13 protein-coding genes and 15 tRNA genes are annotated in these 12,821 nt (G+C 52.4%); 25 read left to right on the top strand and 3 right to left on the bottom strand.

Annotated features, from left to right (window positions below):
* Positions 1-16 precede the first annotated feature (16 nt).
* From AC6ESO_RS27850 to AC6ESO_RS27750, 21 genes are all read left to right on the top strand, one after another.
* Positions 17-107, top strand: a tRNA-Ser gene (locus AC6ESO_RS27850).
* Between the two features lie 5 nt (positions 108-112).
* A tRNA-Glu gene (locus AC6ESO_RS27845) sits at positions 113-187 on the top strand.
* Between the two features lie 78 nt (positions 188-265).
* Positions 266-341: transfer RNA gene (locus AC6ESO_RS27840), tRNA-Val, on the top strand.
* Positions 342-371: 30 nt separating this feature from the next.
* Positions 372-448 (top strand) — tRNA-Met (locus AC6ESO_RS27835).
* Between the two features lie 38 nt (positions 449-486).
* Positions 487-563: transfer RNA gene (locus AC6ESO_RS27830), tRNA-Asp, on the top strand.
* Positions 564-578: 15 nt separating this feature from the next.
* A tRNA-Phe gene (locus tag AC6ESO_RS27825) sits at positions 579-654 on the top strand.
* A 22-nt stretch (positions 655-676) separates the two neighbouring features.
* Positions 677-752, top strand: a tRNA-Thr gene (locus tag AC6ESO_RS27820).
* Positions 753-757: 5 nt separating this feature from the next.
* Positions 758-841 (top strand) — tRNA-Tyr (locus tag AC6ESO_RS27815).
* Between the two features lie 11 nt (positions 842-852).
* Positions 853-926: transfer RNA gene (locus AC6ESO_RS27810), tRNA-Trp, on the top strand.
* A gap of 16 nt (positions 927-942) precedes the next feature.
* Positions 943-1,018, top strand: a tRNA-His gene (locus AC6ESO_RS27805).
* 27 nt (positions 1,019-1,045) lie between these two features.
* A tRNA-Gln gene (locus tag AC6ESO_RS27800) sits at positions 1,046-1,120 on the top strand.
* A 6-nt stretch (positions 1,121-1,126) separates the two neighbouring features.
* Positions 1,127-1,201: transfer RNA gene (locus AC6ESO_RS27795), tRNA-Gly, on the top strand.
* 8 nt (positions 1,202-1,209) lie between these two features.
* Positions 1,210-1,283: transfer RNA gene (locus AC6ESO_RS27790), tRNA-Cys, on the top strand.
* Positions 1,284-1,304: 21 nt separating this feature from the next.
* Positions 1,305-1,381: transfer RNA gene (locus tag AC6ESO_RS27785), tRNA-Arg, on the top strand.
* 7 nt (positions 1,382-1,388) lie between these two features.
* A tRNA-Leu gene (locus AC6ESO_RS27780) sits at positions 1,389-1,470 on the top strand.
* 331 nt (positions 1,471-1,801) lie between these two features.
* Positions 1,802-2,095, top strand: a complete 294-nt coding sequence (locus AC6ESO_RS27775) for a LiaF transmembrane domain-containing protein (protein ID WP_494820370.1) — start codon at positions 1,802-1,804, stop codon at positions 2,093-2,095.
* 53 nt (positions 2,096-2,148) lie between these two features.
* Positions 2,149-2,841 carry a PspA/IM30 family protein gene (locus AC6ESO_RS27770; RefSeq protein ID WP_090977775.1) on the top strand — a complete coding sequence of 231 codons (693 nt, stop codon included), beginning with the start codon at positions 2,149-2,151 and terminating at the stop codon, positions 2,839-2,841.
* A complete protein-coding gene (locus tag AC6ESO_RS27765) occupies positions 2,841-3,311 on the top strand; it encodes a PspC domain-containing protein (RefSeq protein ID WP_497094240.1) in 471 nt (156 codons plus the stop codon). Before AC6ESO_RS27770 ends, AC6ESO_RS27765 begins: the two co-directional genes overlap by 1 nt.
* 1 nt (position 3,312) lies before the next feature.
* Positions 3,313-4,002, top strand: a complete 690-nt coding sequence (locus AC6ESO_RS27760; RefSeq protein ID WP_497094239.1) for a PspA/IM30 family protein — start codon at positions 3,313-3,315, stop codon at positions 4,000-4,002.
* Between the two features lie 123 nt (positions 4,003-4,125).
* Complete coding sequence (locus AC6ESO_RS27755; RefSeq protein WP_497094238.1) at positions 4,126-5,268, top strand: sensor histidine kinase; 1,143 nt, start codon at positions 4,126-4,128, stop codon at positions 5,266-5,268.
* Positions 5,225-5,902 (top strand): response regulator, encoded by a 678-nt coding sequence (locus AC6ESO_RS27750; protein ID WP_497094237.1) that lies wholly within the window; start codon positions 5,225-5,227, stop codon positions 5,900-5,902. The genes AC6ESO_RS27755 and AC6ESO_RS27750 overlap by 44 nt, the downstream gene beginning before the upstream one ends.
* A gap of 69 nt (positions 5,903-5,971) precedes the next feature.
* On the opposite strand, the gene AC6ESO_RS27745 is transcribed toward AC6ESO_RS27750, so the two are convergent.
* On the bottom strand, positions 5,972-6,844 hold the full coding sequence (locus AC6ESO_RS27745; protein ID WP_497094236.1) for a helix-turn-helix domain-containing protein: 873 nt from the start codon (positions 6,842-6,844) through the stop codon (positions 5,972-5,974).
* A 162-nt stretch (positions 6,845-7,006) separates the two neighbouring features.
* Here AC6ESO_RS27745 and AC6ESO_RS27740 point away from each other — a divergent pair, with 162 nt between their 5' ends.
* From AC6ESO_RS27740 to AC6ESO_RS27730, 3 genes are read left to right on the top strand one after another with little or no spacing between them, the layout of a single operon-like run.
* The gene (locus AC6ESO_RS27740; RefSeq protein WP_497094235.1) at positions 7,007-8,521 is read left to right on the top strand and encodes an L-arabinose isomerase family protein; all 1,515 of its coding nucleotides are present in this window, start codon (positions 7,007-7,009) and stop codon (positions 8,519-8,521) included.
* Positions 8,522-8,536: 15 nt separating this feature from the next.
* On the top strand, positions 8,537-8,857 hold the full coding sequence (locus AC6ESO_RS27735; RefSeq protein WP_497094234.1) for an L-rhamnose mutarotase: 321 nt from the start codon (positions 8,537-8,539) through the stop codon (positions 8,855-8,857).
* A gap of 11 nt (positions 8,858-8,868) precedes the next feature.
* Positions 8,869-8,994, top strand: coding sequence for a hypothetical protein (locus AC6ESO_RS27730; RefSeq protein ID WP_497094233.1), 126 nt, complete (start codon positions 8,869-8,871; stop codon positions 8,992-8,994).
* 44 nt (positions 8,995-9,038) lie between these two features.
* On the opposite strand, the gene mobB is transcribed toward AC6ESO_RS27730, so the two are convergent.
* A complete protein-coding gene (gene mobB / locus AC6ESO_RS27725) occupies positions 9,039-9,554 on the bottom strand; it encodes a molybdopterin-guanine dinucleotide biosynthesis protein B (RefSeq protein ID WP_497094232.1) in 516 nt (171 codons plus the stop codon).
* Positions 9,555-9,856: 302 nt separating this feature from the next.
* On the opposite strand from mobB, the gene AC6ESO_RS27720 reads away from it, so the two are divergent.
* Positions 9,857-11,332 (top strand): molybdopterin molybdotransferase MoeA, encoded by a 1,476-nt coding sequence (locus AC6ESO_RS27720; RefSeq protein ID WP_497094244.1) that lies wholly within the window; start codon positions 9,857-9,859, stop codon positions 11,330-11,332.
* A 121-nt stretch (positions 11,333-11,453) separates the two neighbouring features.
* Here the strand turns inward: AC6ESO_RS27720 and AC6ESO_RS27715 are convergent, their stop codons facing one another.
* Positions 11,454-12,776 carry a hypothetical protein gene (locus AC6ESO_RS27715; RefSeq protein ID WP_497094231.1) on the bottom strand — a complete coding sequence of 441 codons (1,323 nt, stop codon included), beginning with the start codon at positions 12,774-12,776 and terminating at the stop codon, positions 11,454-11,456.
* Positions 12,777-12,821: the final 45 nt, after the last annotated feature.

Below are 12,821 nucleotides of genomic sequence, written 5' to 3'. Positions count from 1 at the left end.
GGGGAGCCATTTATCTGGAGAGCTGTCCGAGTGGTCGAAGGAGCACGATTGGAAATCGTGTAGGCGCTAACCGCGTCTCGAGAGTTCGAATCTCTCGCTCTCCGCCAGATATGGCCCGTTGGTCAAGTGGTTAAGACACCTCCCTTTCACGGAGGTAACAGGGGTTCGAGTCCCCTACGGGTCACCATTTTCTCTAAAAATTCTTCAAAAAAAGACTTGCAATGACACAAGTAAATGAGTTATGATATTACTTGTCGCTCAACACGGAGGCTTAGCTCAGCTGGGAGAGCATCTGCCTTACAAGCAGAGGGTCGGCGGTTCGATCCCGTCAGCCTCCACCATTAAACTTCATAAGAAGTACCTTTTAATGACGCGGGGTGGAGCAGCTCGGTAGCTCGTCGGGCTCATAACCCGAAGGCCGCAGGTTCAAATCCTGCCCCCGCAACCAAAACAATTCGGTAGTACATACCGAGCATTTAATAACGCGGAGCCGTGGTGTAGTGGCCCAACATGCCTGCCTGTCACGCAGGAGACCGCGGGTTCGAATCCCGTCGGCTCCGCCATTTCTTCAAAAGTTCGGCTCGGTAGCTCAGTCGGTAGAGCAGAGGACTGAAAATCCTCGTGTCGGCGGTTCGATTCCGTCCCGAGCCACCATTTTTAAATTGTAAGTTCATATGCCGGTGTAGCTCAGTTGGTAGAGCAACTGACTTGTAATCAGTAGGTCGTGGGTTCGACTCCTATCGCCGGCACCATTTATGGAGGATTAGCGAAGTGGCCAAACGCGGGAGACTGTAAATCTCTTCCTCACGGTTCGGTGGTTCGAATCCATCATCCTCCACCATTTCTTTACTTAGGGGCATAGTTTAAGGGTAGAACAACGGTCTCCAAAACCGTTGGTGTGGGTTCAATTCCTGCTGCCCCTGCCAATTAATTAGTTGTATGGCGATCGTGGCGAAGTGGTTAACGCACCGGTTTGTGGATCCGGCATTCGTGGGTTCAATTCCCATCGGTCGCCCCATAACAACTACAAAGTACATTTATGCGTTGGGGATTAGCCAAGCGGTAAGGCAACGGACTTTGACTCCGTCATCCCTAGGTTCGAATCCTAGATCCCCAGCCATTTTATGCGGAAGTGGCTCAGCGGTAGAGCATCGCCTTGCCAAGGCGAGGGTCGCGGGTTCGATTCCCGTCTTCCGCTCCATCTTTTATGGCGCCATAGCCAAGTGGTAAGGCAGAGCTCTGCAAAAGCTTTACCCCCAGTTCGAGTCTGGGTGGCGCCTCCACAATTCTTTACAGTTTAATATGTGCCCTTAGCTCAGCTGGATAGAGCGTTTGACTACGAATCAAAAGGTCAGGAGTTCGAATCTCTTAGGGCACGCCATCAATTTGCCGGCGTGGCGGAATGGCAGACGCGCGCGACTCAAAATCGTGAGGGAAACCGTGGAGGTTCGAGTCCTCTCGCCGGCACCATATTGAATAAGACAACCTGTAGGATCTATGATCTTGCAGGTTTTTTGTTGTTTTAGTGTTTATCAATAACATATGCCATTTGATTTTGAAACAATGGTTAGCAGTCAAAGAAAAGGTCTGTACTGAATCCTCAGAACGGATCATTTTGTCTTTCAGCCTTAAGGTCGGCACGTTCCCCGCCTGAAGTCCAGTAACAAAAACCGTCGCGGGTCCGTTTTGGAATCGCCGAAGATAACCTAGAATAAGAACATAAGCAAGAAACGAAACAAACGAACAAAGCAAAGCGTACTGAGAAGTAACAGTTTAAACATGGAGAGGCGGTGACATAACAATGAACGGAAAATCTGCATTAGGCGCAATTCTAGTCGTGATTGGTGCATTGATGGTCATGAAGTTTGTAGGAATCCATTTAGGATGGATTATCGGAATGATCATGCCATTCATCTTAATCGGTCTTGGCGTGGTAGGTATTCGCAATAACAGCAAAATCATCGGTGGTATTCTGATCGTAGTCGGAGCTATTATGCTGATTGGCAAATTAGCAGGATTGTTCGCTCTGCTGCTCGCAGTCGGACTTATCGTATGGGGCGTCTCCTTATTCAAGAATCGTAGAAACAGGATCTAACGGTTGAACTACAGAACATTATTTTATAGCAGTGGACGAAGGAGGCAAGTACGATGAGTATCATGCGGAGAGTGCGGGATATGACGGTTGCGACGCTGAATGAGCGTCTGGAGAAAGCGGAAGATCCCGTAAAGCTGATCGATCAGTTTCTCTGGTCGACAAGAGAAGAGATTATCGGTGCAGAGAAGCTTTATCAGCAATGCGCCGGTCATAACAATCATTTGAAAATGCAGTGGCTGCAAGCAGAGCAGCTCAAAGAAAAACGGGAACAGCAAGCCATTATTGCGCTGAAAGCCGGGGAGGAGCAAGTTGCCCGCATCGCCCTAATGGAGAAAGCATCCAGCGAGGAACGCGCGATGCAGTACCGCGAGCTCTATGATCAATCGCTGCAAGGCACGAGAGAATTGGAAGAACAGCTGCGCGAGCTTCGCAGTGAATATCAAACCGTGTATGAGAAACGGGAGTATTTTGCCGCACGAATGGAGTCGCTTCGCTTACAGCAGCGCATGAATGAGCGTTATACGGGCAGCAGCACGTACGGTTCGGCAGGACAACAGCCGAGCGGGATGTTCCGCAAGCTGGAAGACCGGATTTCGGATATGGAGCTGGAAGCACGCAGCTTGCGTGATCTGCGTAAAGCAGGGCAAGAATTTATTACCGAGGCGGGACATACGCTGCAGAACGTTATCGAACGTGAGATGGAGCAATTGAAACGCAAATTACAACAGGAAGGATGGAAGCCGTAATGAAGAAACTGTATCGTTCGCGCCGCGACAAGAAGCTCTTTGGCTTATGCGGCGGTCTAGCCGAAATGCTGAATGTTGATGCGACGCTGCTGCGGATTCTTCTGATCGTGGTGACTGTCTTTACAAGCGGTGCATTAATACTTGTTTATATTTTAGCCGGATTAGTTGTTCCGAAAGATCCATACCACTATGGCGGATATGGACCGGGCGGTTATAATGGCGGCGGTAATTGGAATAACGGACCGCATGGCAGCAATTACACGGGTCAGGATCATGGCTTCGGTTATAAAAGCTCGTACAACAACCCGCCTCAGCCACCAACATCAGGCGGAGCGAATTGGCAGTCGCCGCCGGCACAGTCGGCTTCTAATATAGATGCCATGATGGAAGATTTGGAGAAACGTGCATTGCGTAAAGAAATTGAAGAGCTTCGTGCTAAATTAGCGAAACATGAGAAGGGAGAGTTTTAACATGAGTATTTTCAAAAGAATGAAAGATATGACGAAAGCATCGTTACATGAGCTGCTTGATAAAATGGAAGATCCGGTTGTAATGCTCAATCAGTACTTACGCGATATGGAGGCTGAGATCCATACGGCTGAGCTCACTGTAGCGAAACAAATGGCAAGCGAGCGCCGCATGAAGCAGCGCCTGGATGAAGCGGTTCGCAGCGGTGCAGACCGTGAAGCGAAAGCAGAAACTGCAATTCGTGCAGGTCAAGAGGAATTGGCACGCAAGCTGCTTGAGGAGAAAATCTTCTTCGATCAGAAAACAGTGGAATACACAGAGATGCATGCCAGCGCAAAAACGCAAGCGGATGATCTCATGACACAGCTGCACAGCATGAAAGACGAATACTACCAGCTTCGCAACAAACGCAATGAGCTGGCTGCCCGTGCCCAAATGGCAAAGGCGAAGAAACAAATGGCGCAAGTATCGGCTGTACATTCCATCGAGAGCGGCCACGCATCGCGCGGCTTTGGCCGTATGGAAGAGAAGATCATGCAATTGGAAGCTGAAGCAGATGTAATGCGCGTTCCTTACGGCGCTTACAATGCACCAGCGGCGGCAGCAGGCTCTGTAGACCCTGCAAAGCAGCTTCAAATTGAAGAGCAGCTGCAAGCGCTCAAGAATAAGCTGAACCCGCCTGCCGGCGAGTAGAGCTAAACGATAGCATATCCAATAATCATAAAAAGCTACAAACAAGCCATACAGGGTCGATGCGCTATTCAGGCATCGACCACTGGCTTGTCTGCGGTTATACATAGATGAGGGGGTACCGCAGTGAAGGAAGAAGCGTCTTCGCCGAAAGCGGAGGCTGAGAAGGACCGATCTTCGAGGACGATGACCGCACCGGCAGCACAAGATATGTTTCCGGCGTATCGGAATGATGGGCCGCCTTCAGCCATGCAAACGGAGAAACGAAGAAATGCAGCTGAGACTGTATTATGGATACTCGTTATTCTCGGCTTAATTGTGCTGGTTCTGCAAGGAACCGGTTATGTGAAGCTGTTTGCACTGCAAAGTAAAGCAGCGCTGATCGGACTGACTGTAATCGCCCTCTCTCTGGTGCTGGCTGCTGCGTATAGTTACTTGCAAAGCGTGAAGCTCCGTGAGGCGATGAAGCGGCTCACAGAGCAGCAACGCCGTAAACGCCAGCGCGTGACACTGCCTGACCAAGAAGGGGAGGCACAGGCGCCTGACTCCTTCTCGGAAGAGGATGAAGCTTGGACGGAGCAGGTACGTTTCTCCGCGGTCATTGAGGAGCGGCAACGGCTTGCACGCGAGCTTCATGATGCGGTCAGTCAACAGCTGTTCGCTATATCCATGACAGCGACGGCAGTCAGCCGGACGATGGAGAAGGACTGGGAACGAGCCAAACGCCAGGTGCAGCTAATCGAGGAGATGGCGTCTGTTGCGCAATCCGAGATGCGCGCGTTGCTGCTTCATTTGCGGCCGATCCATCTGGATGGAAAAAACCTGGGCCAAGCGCTGCACAGCTTAATTGATGAGCTGAAGCAGAAGGTGCCGATGGCGATTACGCTTGAGGCAGATCCAACGATTAAGCTGGATACAGAAGCGGAGGACCATTTGTTCCGTATTGCACAGGAGGCGCTCTCGAATACTCTCCGCCACTCCAAGGCAGAGCATCTCAATATCTATTTGCAGCATGCCGGTGCTTACGTTAGGCTGACGCTGCAGGATGATGGAACCGGCTTTAACCTGGAGGAGAAGAAACAGACCTCTTACGGATTATTAACGATGGAGGAGCGCGTCAATGTGCTCGGAGGATCGCTAAAACTAATTACTTCACCGGGAAATGGCGTTTTAATAGACATATGGGTGCCTGCGGCTGGGCATGATGGAGGAGGAATATCACCGAATGGAAGCGATCGAACGAATGGACAGCATCGAACAACCTATTAAAGTATTACTCGTGGATGATCACGAAATGGTTCGTATTGGACTTGCCGCTGTGCTTAATACAGAGGATGGCATTGAGGTCGTAGGGGAAGCAAGCAATGGGATGGAAGGGATTCGCCTTGCGCAAGCGTACCGGCCTGATGTCGTCTTGATGGATTTGGTTATGGAAGGCATGGACGGAGTCGAAACGACCCGCAAGCTCTTGGAGCTCTATCCAGACTGCAAAGTAATCGTGCTCACCAGTTACTTAGATGATGGCAAAATGTATCCGGTTATCGAAGCAGGTGCGTTCAGCTATTTGCTCAAAACATCGCGTGCGACGGAAATTGCCGATGCGATTCGTGCTGCGGCGAGAGGGCAGTCCGTACTGGAGTCCCAGGTTGCCGCGAAGATGATGAACCGATTCCGTCAGCCCAAGGCGGATGCCGTACGTCCGCTTCATGAACAGTTGACAGACCGGGAGATGGATGTGCTGAAATGCGTAGCGAAAGGGTTATCCAACCAAGAGATCGCCGAGGAGCTGTTCATCGGGATTAAAACGGTGAAGTTCCACGTTACGAATATTTTTGCGAAGCTTAGCGTGGATGATCGGACGCAGGCGGCTATTTATGCGCACAAACATGGTTTGGCGGAGTAGTACTTATGGATAAAGGCCGTTTCCCGGACTTCTGGGAGAGCGGCCTTTTTTTGATGGGACCATGGGATGTCATAAGGTTCTCCATTTCTTGCGGAAGGCGAATGGGGTAAGTCCTTCGCGAGCCTTGAAGAGGTTTATAAAATGGCTGACATTGTCGATGCCGATTTCTTCTGCGATGGCTGCGATGGATTGAGTGGTGTATTTGAGCAGCTCCTTGGCCTTCACTATTCGGAGATAGATGAGGTAGTCATTGGGCGACATCCCGATATGCTTTTTGAATTCGCGAGTGAAATGATATTTGCTCACGGCAAGCGCCTTGGACAAATCATCCATCCGTAATCGTTCTGAAAAACGACGTTCCATCTCGCGTACTGCATCGGTTATATAGGTCGGCATTTTGTCGGAATCGGCATCTCTGACATGGGCGGAGAGAATGAGCTCGGTTGCTAACTCGGTCAGAAGCTTGGAGGCTATAAGCTCGGTATGGACGGTTTTATTTTCGTGAATATCGATGAGCGCTTGGATTTGTCTGAGTAGAGGGGACTGCTGCCGCAGCTGCAGACGTGGGTCGCCTTGCTGCGCATACAGCTCGTAGTAATGCTTGCTGGCGCCGCCATAGAAATGAACCCAAGCGAATTCCCAGTGGCCCTTCTCGGCAGTCCGATAATGCTGATGCGCCATGCAGTCGATGAAGAACAGAGAATTGCTCTGCAGGCTGTAAGTTTGCCCGCCATAATCGAGACGCCCTTCTCCGGAGACGGTGTAGACAAGCAGATAGGAAGGCAGATGCTGCCGTTCTGTAAAATAAGGCGGATGTGTCCAGAAATAGCCGGCTTCCTGCACAAACATCAACGCTGATCGGGCTGCAACACTGGGCGAAGTAATAAGACGGACGGAGTTAGGCGTCCAGCTGTGTGAGGCATTCTCCGTATACTGCGGCATGTGCACTCTCCTCCTAATCAGGCTATTACCCTCATTATCCGACGCTTCAGAGAAGATAGCAATATTCTGGTATTTTGAAGCAATATAGCGCGATGTTATTTATGAATTCACTTACTACAATGAATGTATAAATCTATTATTTATTCATTGGAGGAAACGACGATGACCTTGCTCACGCCGATCAAACCGGCTAAAAAACCTCGCATCGGCTTATATTCAATCGGTCTGGAAGCTTACTGGCCGCAGTTTCCCGGACTGCGAGAGCGGCTTATGGCGTATGGGAGCCATTTGGAGAAAAAGATGTCTCGGCATGGGGAGATCTTCAATTTCGGACTTGTCGATTCGGAGGGCAGGGGGCGGCAGGCGGGAGAATGGTTTAATGAGAAAAACGTAGATCTTGTTTTCTGCCATGTGGCTACATACTCTACGAGCTCCACGGTGCTGCCGATACATCAGATTTGCAGCAAGCCTGTTATCGTCTTGAATTTGCAGCCGACTGCGCGGATCAATTATGCGCAATCGACGACAGGCGAATGGTTGGCGCACTGCGTAGCTTGTCCGGTTCCGGAAATATCCAATGCGTTCAACCGGGCCGGTATTCGTTTCCGTGTCATTAATGGTTTGCTTGGGCTCGACTATACGCCTGCTATTTCATTGACGGATGAGGTGACGCACGAACGTCCAGAGGCAATAAAGGCGATGCGCGAGATTGAGGAATGGATTAAAGCGGCTGGTGTTGTTCGGACACTGCGTCATGCGCGGTTCGGTTTTCTTGGGAACACCTATAGCGGGATGCTCGACATGTACAGTGATTTTGCGATGCTTCAGGCACAGCTTGGACTGCATGTGGAGGTGCTCGAGATGTGCGATCTCGATCGCTTTCTGAAGGAAGTGACGCCGGAGGAGATTGAAGCAAAGCTTGAAGAAGTATATGAAATGTTCGAGATTAGCGGGGATTCCCCTTCGGATCCAATCGCCAAGAAACCAACACAGGAACAGCTCGAATGGTCTGCGCAGGTGGCAGTCGCGCAAGAGAAGCTGGTGAGAGCCTATGACCTGGATGCCCTTACGTACTATTATCATGGGCAAGACGGGAATGAGTACGAGAAGCTGCAGGCTGGTTTTATCGTTGGACATTCGCTGTTAACGGCGCGGGGTATCCCATGCTCGGGCGAAGGAGATATGAAGACGGCCGTTGGGATGAAAATATGCGATATTCTCGGAGCCGGTGGCAGCTTCTCTGAAATTGTCGTGGTGGATTATGTGGATGGAACGATTTTGCTGGGACATGACGGGCCGTTTCATATTGCGATCGCAAGCGAGAAGCCGATCCTGCGCGGGATGGGGCTATATCATGGGAAGAAAGGGACAGGTGTTTCCGTCGAAGCGAAGGTGAAGCGGGGCTCTATTACGACGCTGAATATGACGCAGACCGGGGACGGGAAGCTTGCCATGATTGTGAGTGAAGGGCAGGCGACAAACGGGGAGATCATGCAAATTGGCAATACCCAAACGCATGTGAAATTCGATGTTCATCCCGATGACTATATGGAGAAATGGTTTGCCGAAGCGCCAACACATCATTGCGCCATTGCGGTAGGGAGTAGGGCGGCTCAGTTCAAGAAAGTTGCGGAGCTGCTGCAGCTACGAAATGTGACATTGTGCAAAAACAATTAAGGGGAGTGAGTGGCGGTGCAGCGGGTTTCTTTTATTCTGCAAATTGATGAGCGTAATCGTGAGGTGTATATCGAACGGCATCGCAATGTCGATCCGGAGCTGCTTCAAGCATTTGGGGAGGTCGGCATTCGAACGTATAGTATTTTTATCGATGGCGGCAAGCTGTTCGCTTATATGGAGGTAGAAGATTTCGAACAGGCCATGCAGGCGCTTAGTACGCATCCGGCGAACATCCGCTGGCAGCAGTTTATGGCGGATTTGTTGATTAAGCATGAGGACGGCGCAGTAGTGCGGGAGATTACGGAGGTGTTTCATTTTTCGGGGGAGGTTGGGTAGAGGGGAAGGCTGTGGGGCAGGGGGAAGGGCAAGAGCAAGAGCAAGAGCAAGGGCAAGAGCAGGAGCAGGAGCAGGGGCAAGAGCAAGGGCAAGGGCAAGGGCAAGGGCAAGGGCGAGAGCAAAGCAAAAGCAAATAGCGGCGGTTCCGAAAGTCTGGTTGACTTTCGGAGCCGTTTTTTTGTTAAAGGAGAGTGAGGAGATGATTATAAATGGCGGGGATATCGTTAATATCGTAGTGTGGGATATGGCTTGATGGGAGTGTACCGGCCTGAGGCCAAGCTGCCGTCATGACGGGATTCGTAAGCGTAAGCAAGGATACGTCCTCTGTTGAACGAAGAAGGATTAGCTTGGGATACTGCTCTTGCTTAAAACCTTCGACGAGCACGATATCGAGATGCTGCATATGGGCAATAAGGGAAGCAAGCGGCTCAGGGCGAGAACTGATGATGGCACTGCGGGAAGAAGAGCTGATCGCGGTGATGTCGGCACCTGCTTCTTGATGCCGCCATGTGTCCGTTCCCGGTGTATCCATCGTGAAGTCGTGTGCATCGTGCTTAGCGGTGCCTACTGAGTAGCCTGCTTGTTTCAAGCGCGAAGTGAGCGTTGTGAGCATGGTGGTTTTGCCGCTGTTTTTGTAGCCGACGATTTGAAGGACGAATGGGGCAGCGCGGCGAAGTGTATTGGAATGAGAGGTCATGAAAGTTGCTCCTTGTTTGGGAATGGATTTAGAGTCGTTTATATGTTGATTCGAGTATAGCATAAGCGTATCGCGGGTTTGCCGCAATCTGGTACAATGGTGGGACATGAGATTGAGCGATCGAGAATGATCGATGGCAGATCGAGAATGAACGAGATAGATCGTGGCGGATCGAGATGTATCGGGGTAGACCGGGAAAGTTCTAGAAAGATCAGGAGATAGAGAGTGGAGGAGAAGCATACGTGAAGCAGCCGCAGGGAGAGACGCGTTTTCGTAGACGCGCAGTCAGAGTTGAAGAAGCAATGCGGCTTGTCCTTGAAGCGGCTGTGCCGGGGCGGCGGGAGCTGGTACCGCTGCGGCAAGCCGCAGGTCGGCGGCTGGCGGAGGCGATTACGGCGACGACGGACTGGCCGCCTTTTGCGCGATCCGGACTGGATGGCTTCGCCGTCCGCAGCGCGGATACGGCGCTGGCGTCGCCGAGTACACCGGCGACGCTGCGCGTTGTTAGTTCAGTTGCCGCAGGCGAGCTCGCCTCGGCGGCTGTTGCACCGGGGACGGCCGTCCGCATTATGACGGGCGGACCGGTGCCCTTGGGGGCGGACGCCGTCGTCATGCTGGAGCAGACGGCGGACGCCTGGGTTGACGGGCTGCCGGCGGTGCAGGTGAAACGCACCGCCGAGCCCGGGCAGAACATCGCGCCCCGCGGCGAGGAATTCCGCTGCGGCAGCGTGATAGCGGAGCCCGGCACGCGGCTGCGGCCGGGCCACGTCGCTTTGCTTGGCACGTTTGGCTACGCCGACGTGCCGGTGTATGCGCGCCCGCGCGTTGCAGTGCTGGCAACCGGCGCAGAGCTGCTGCCGGTTGAAGCCATGCTCACGCCGGGCTGCATCCGCGACAGCAACAGCGCCATGGTCGCCGCATTGGTGGAACAATGCGGCGGCGAAGCTCTGGTGCTGGACCGCGTGACTGATGAGCCGGAAGCTACGGCTCGCGCAATTTCCGAAGCGCTGGCGCAGTGTGACCTCATCATCACAACCGGCGGTGTGTCGGTGGGGGATTATGATGTCATCGCGAGCCTGTTGCGCGGCTTAGAGCCAGTGTCGGCGCCGGATCTTGCGGGAGTGGCGTCAGCCACAAGCCAACCGCCAGCCTTCGTGCCTGCCGGCGCAGCGCCGCAGCCGGCACCGCAGTCCACATCAGCCCCCGGCGCATTTTCGGCTCTACTGCCGGAGCCTGCCGGTGCAGCACCCCTGCAGACACAGCAGTCTACCTCAGCCCCGGGCGAATCATCGGCTCCACCATCCGTGACTGAGAGCGCAGCCTCGCTGCAACCGCCGCATCCCCTAGAAGCTAAGCTTCCACAAGGCAGTCGGCTACTGTTCAACAAAGTGGCCATGCGGCCGGGCAGTCCGACTTCGGCGGCTGTCATCGAGGGCAAGCTGCTGCTTGCGATGTCGGGCAATCCCGGAGCGTGTTTCGTTGGCTTCGAGTTGTTCGCCAAGCCGGCGATTCAGCGCCTGCAAGGAGCGGGCGTAAACGAGTCGCTGCCGAAGCAGGTGACGGCGAAGCTGGCTTCTCCTTTTGACAAAGGCAGTCCGCACGAGCGATTCGTGCGCACTCGGCTTTTCTCCCGCGAAGGAATGCTCTACGCCGACCCGTTGGCCTTCGGCAAATCCAGCATGATGGCTTCCATCCCGGAAGCCGAAGGGCTCATCCGGTTGAAGGCAAGCCCGGAAGGAACGGCGGCCGACACGATCGTCGATATTATCCTTTTATAATCTGCTTCACTAAATTAGTTCCTCTATAACCATTCATCACTATAAAACCCGCCATCATGAAGCCGACATCAACGACGGCAGCACAACTGGCGGGTTTTCAGATTTTCGCGTAATAAAGATTTCACATAAATGAATTCACATACAAGCCGCCAAGCGGCAGCTGCAAATACGACTTAGAAGTAGCACCGTACAGTGTGAAAGACTGAAAACCGCCGGCCTTCGAACTAATCAAAGCTTCGGTCGGCAGCCCCGTAAATCGATCCAGTGCTTCCTTCAGTCGCGAGGTCAAGCTGCTTCTGCCCGTTAGGAGTCGCTTCACCTCATCGGGCCGCGTTTGCATTGCTGTCTCGAACTTCTCCGTATCCAGATGAAGGCTGCCATCCGCAGCACGGGATAACCCAATAACATCAGCACCGGAGCTCTGAACGGCGTCCCGGATCCGGTTCCGCAGCATCGGGTTCAAGTAGCCGGATGCATCATCATAGATGGCTTGGAGCGTATTGACCTCATCGACAATTCCGCTAAGCTGCTGTGCAGCTGCATCCACATCATGCTCCACCATTACGGTGAAATCTGCGGGTGTATCAAGCTTAGTGATCGACACCGATACTTTACCTTGTTGCAGGGATATGTCATTCGACGACGAATCAATGAAAGGCTCACCATTTACCCGATACCTCGCATCCGAAGCATGAACAGAAATACGTCCAATCCCGCTGGCCGAAATAAGATCTCCACTCTGATCCCTTATCTCGAAAGAAGACATCTTACCGATCAGATTCGAGGAGAGCTCGAGCTTCACGGTACCGGTTGTCCGATCCTCTTGAACGGAGGCGGTCACACCCATCTTGGCATTGTTTAGGGTATCGCGGAGCTTGACGAGCGCGACTTCATTCGTTTCTCCGTATTTAATGGAAGTAGAGTAAGCTCTGGTTTCGTTCCCGGCTCTAACAATGAAAGTATGTGTACCCGTACCCATAATGGAGGGGGCATTCTTGGTCAAATCAAAGCTTATGTTCTTCTGGGCGCGTGCCACAGAATCAACCTGAATGTCATACTGGGAGCGTTCGGCACCGAAAGCTGCATGTCCCGTCACTTTACTGCTATTCACATGATCCGAAACATTCACAATCCGATTGCCAAAAGCACTCTTATCCTTCATCATCATGTCCGCGACGGCAGCTTTAACCTTGTTTCCTTGCGCCAGCCATGCAGCAGAGCTTCCCGCGGCAGCCTTCAAAGTATCTTGGGCTTGTCTAGGCAAACCAAAGCTGCCAATCGAACTAAGCAGTTTCCCGGAGCCGGTGGGAGCCTTCTGCGGTTGACGAGAGAAAGGCCAAGAATTGAAATTGGGGTAAAGCGCGTACCTTTCTACCGGAATAATGGGCTCTTGCGTCCTTCGTACGGTTCCGAATACAGCGGGTATAGCATACGGCATAACCATATCAATGCCCTCCGTTCATAGGTCTACTACCATCATTTTAAATAA

The sequence above is a fragment of the Paenibacillus rhizoryzae genome, from assembly GCF_059686995.1.
The sequence above is the reverse complement of the archived record's forward strand: the minus strand, read 5'-3'. Positions and strand labels throughout refer to the sequence as shown.

Coding starts and splice junctions, on each gene's coding strand:
- AC6ESO_RS27715 (WP_497094231.1), bottom strand. CDS start 12,776: ATGGTTATGCCGTATGCTATACCCGCTGTATTCGGAACCGTACGAAGG.
- AC6ESO_RS27740 (WP_497094235.1), top strand. CDS start 7,007: ATGACCTTGCTCACGCCGATCAAACCGGCTAAAAAACCTCGCATCGGC.
- AC6ESO_RS27750 (WP_497094237.1), top strand. CDS start 5,225: ATGGAAGCGATCGAACGAATGGACAGCATCGAACAACCTATTAAAGTA.
- AC6ESO_RS27745 (WP_497094236.1), bottom strand. CDS start 6,844: ATGCCGCAGTATACGGAGAATGCCTCACACAGCTGGACGCCTAACTCC.
- mobB (WP_497094232.1), bottom strand. CDS start 9,554: ATGACCTCTCATTCCAATACACTTCGCCGCGCTGCCCCATTCGTCCTT.
- AC6ESO_RS27720 (WP_497094244.1), top strand. CDS start 9,857: ATGCGGCTTGTCCTTGAAGCGGCTGTGCCGGGGCGGCGGGAGCTGGTA.
- AC6ESO_RS27760 (WP_497094239.1), top strand. CDS start 3,313: ATGAGTATTTTCAAAAGAATGAAAGATATGACGAAAGCATCGTTACAT.
- AC6ESO_RS27775 (WP_494820370.1), top strand. CDS start 1,802: ATGAACGGAAAATCTGCATTAGGCGCAATTCTAGTCGTGATTGGTGCA.
- AC6ESO_RS27765 (WP_497094240.1), top strand. CDS start 2,841: ATGAAGAAACTGTATCGTTCGCGCCGCGACAAGAAGCTCTTTGGCTTA.
- AC6ESO_RS27770 (WP_090977775.1), top strand. CDS start 2,149: ATGAGTATCATGCGGAGAGTGCGGGATATGACGGTTGCGACGCTGAAT.